Source organism: Paenibacillus sp. TAF43_2 (assembly GCF_052113545.1).
Lineage (GTDB): Bacteria > Bacillota > Bacilli > Paenibacillales > Paenibacillaceae > Pristimantibacillus.
Map to the genome: position 1 here is coordinate 1 of NZ_JBFRDK010000343.1, position 2,282 is coordinate 2,282.

At 39.4% G+C, this 2,282-nt stretch carries 3 protein-coding genes; all 3 read right to left on the reverse strand.

Annotated features, from left to right (window positions below):
- Positions 1 to 552, reverse strand: a 552-nt coding sequence (locus AB4Z17_RS33145) for a sodium-dependent transporter (RefSeq protein ID WP_441964680.1), incomplete at its 3' end; no start/stop codon positions are given.
- 241 nt (positions 553 to 793) lie between these two features.
- Positions 794 to 1,765, reverse strand: coding sequence for a hypothetical protein (locus tag AB4Z17_RS33150; protein ID WP_441964682.1), 972 nt, complete (start codon positions 1,763 to 1,765; stop codon positions 794 to 796).
- A 1-nt stretch (position 1,766) separates the two neighbouring features.
- Positions 1,767 to 2,282 (reverse strand): RNA polymerase sigma factor (locus AB4Z17_RS33155; RefSeq protein ID WP_441964684.1); only part of this gene is annotated, 516 nt, incomplete at its 5' end.

A 2,282-nucleotide genomic window follows, 5' to 3' on the forward strand; every position in this document is an offset into this window, starting at 1 on the left:
GAGTACGATAAAGAGTACAAATAAAGCTGGCATCAAAATTTTGCTCACCTTTTCAATCCCATTTTGTATCCCTTTTGCCACTACAACAACTGTCAAAGCCAAAAATACAAATTGTGCCGCAATAACTAAAATAGGATTAGCAATAGTATCGTTAAAGACCGCTCCATAATTTGCACCTTCACTAATGATTCCACCAAACAAACCTTTTGCAAAATAAATAACAATCCAACCGCCAATAACGCTATAAAAAGACAATAAAAGAAAGCAGGTAGATACCCCGAGCTTTCCGATCCAATGCCAATTGCTATGAGGAGCTAAGCTGCGATAAGCACTTATCGCTTCTTTTTGTGTGCTTCTCCCGATTACAAACTCTGCTAATAACAATGGGAAACCCATAAAAAAAGTGAATAAAATAAATAAGAGAAAAAATGCCCCTCCCCCGCTTATTCCCGTAACATAGGGAAGTTTCCATATTGCGCCCACTCCAATAGCAGAGCCTGCCGCGGATAAAATAAAACCAATCTTCGATGTCCATTGCGCTGATGTTTGCATACAAATCAATCCAGTCTATTTTTATTATGTCTTTTTTTAAAAATGTAAAAGACAAAAAAAGCCACATCTCTATCTTTAACGATAGGGACGAGGCTATTCACACGGTACCACCCTAATGGAAAACAAATTTTGTTTCCTGCTTATCGCTCTTACGCTATTAATAGTCTACGGAATTATAGTACGGCAACAACGAAAGGTCAACCTTTATTGTCGATATTTTATTACCAAAAAACTTGCTGCCTTATTGCAAACGATCCCATAGCGCTGAGAAAGCTGCCGGCTCTAACTGAAAAAAAACAGGTGCATTTGAATATTTCACATAGTTTCCTTTAAACAACCACATCTGCACTTCCGTCTGATCCTCCAGCTTAAAGAACAAAACCTTCTGATTTTGTGCACCTTCGTTGTATATGCCTTCCTTGTACAGCTTATCCCCATCAATAGGCTTAGCATCATATAATGCTGTCATGAACACATGAAGCGTTTGATCGATTGGCAACTTATTAAATTGCGGCTTGCTATAATTCCAGCTATTATAATCCTGCCATCTTACTGATTCCATATGATCCTTTACTTTCGTTTTTCCTATTAAATCTTCGCCACTCGCAATCGTAATGCCATTTAGATGTTCATACAATTCAGCATAGATCTGTCCCTCATGCTCTTGGTAGGACATAATTCTAAAATCACTATCATATCCGTTCACGGAATAAATGTCAGCAACGCCTATCGTTGAAGCTAGTTCAACATAATCTGTTTGCTTGCTCCACTCGTCAATACCAGCTTTTGTACGTCCAAGCTTTTCGCCGCGCAGCTCCTTCGCATTTTCCGCAGAGATGCGAGTTTGCGTTTGTGTATAAATATTGCCTTTATAGACGATTAGACCGATCATATCAGCCATGGCATTTGATTGATCTGGAAGCTTTATTTTCGGAATCGTAATTGCATTCGGGTCGTTTATAGGTTCAACTGGATCTCTTTGTACAATGGGCTCCGTTATATCAATAAGAAGTTTATTATCACTCATCCACCTATCTGCACTTATCCATCCAAGGATAACGACCAACAGTAAACTACCCACTATATATTGAAATCGTTTGATTCGAAATGGACTCGCTAGTTTCTGACGAAGCAGCTGTTGAGCAATTCTATTCTGTAAATCTGCCTCCGGCTCTATTTGATCCATCACATGCTTGTACGCCTTGTGATTCATATTATCGTTCTCCTTCCAATTCCAGCTTTAACCGCTGCCTTCCCCGTTGCAAACGCATCTTTACTGCAGACTCACTAATTTGCAAAATGTCTGAAATTTGGTTGACCGAGTAATCCTCATAATAATAAAGGTGAATAACCGCTTTGAATTTAAACGGCAATGCCATGACATGATCCATAACGGTACGATCCGTTTCCGATTCAAAAAAATCATTCATTTCTTCCATCTTCACTACACGTCTTCGCCATAAGCTGCCTAACATATTTTTGCACTGGTTCGTGATGACTCTTATGAGCCATGCCTTTTTATGATTCTGATCATTGAATTCAGGTGATTTATACAACAATTTCGCAAATGTTTCCTGCATGGCTTCTTCTGCGTCCTCTTTGTTTCCGAGGTGAATCATTGCGATTCGATAAAGCATTTTGCCGTATAAAAGATAGGTTTCCCCAAAATCGACGCCCGGCCGGAGCGAACTGCTTGGCATTGTAATATGACCTCCTTTACCCATTAACAC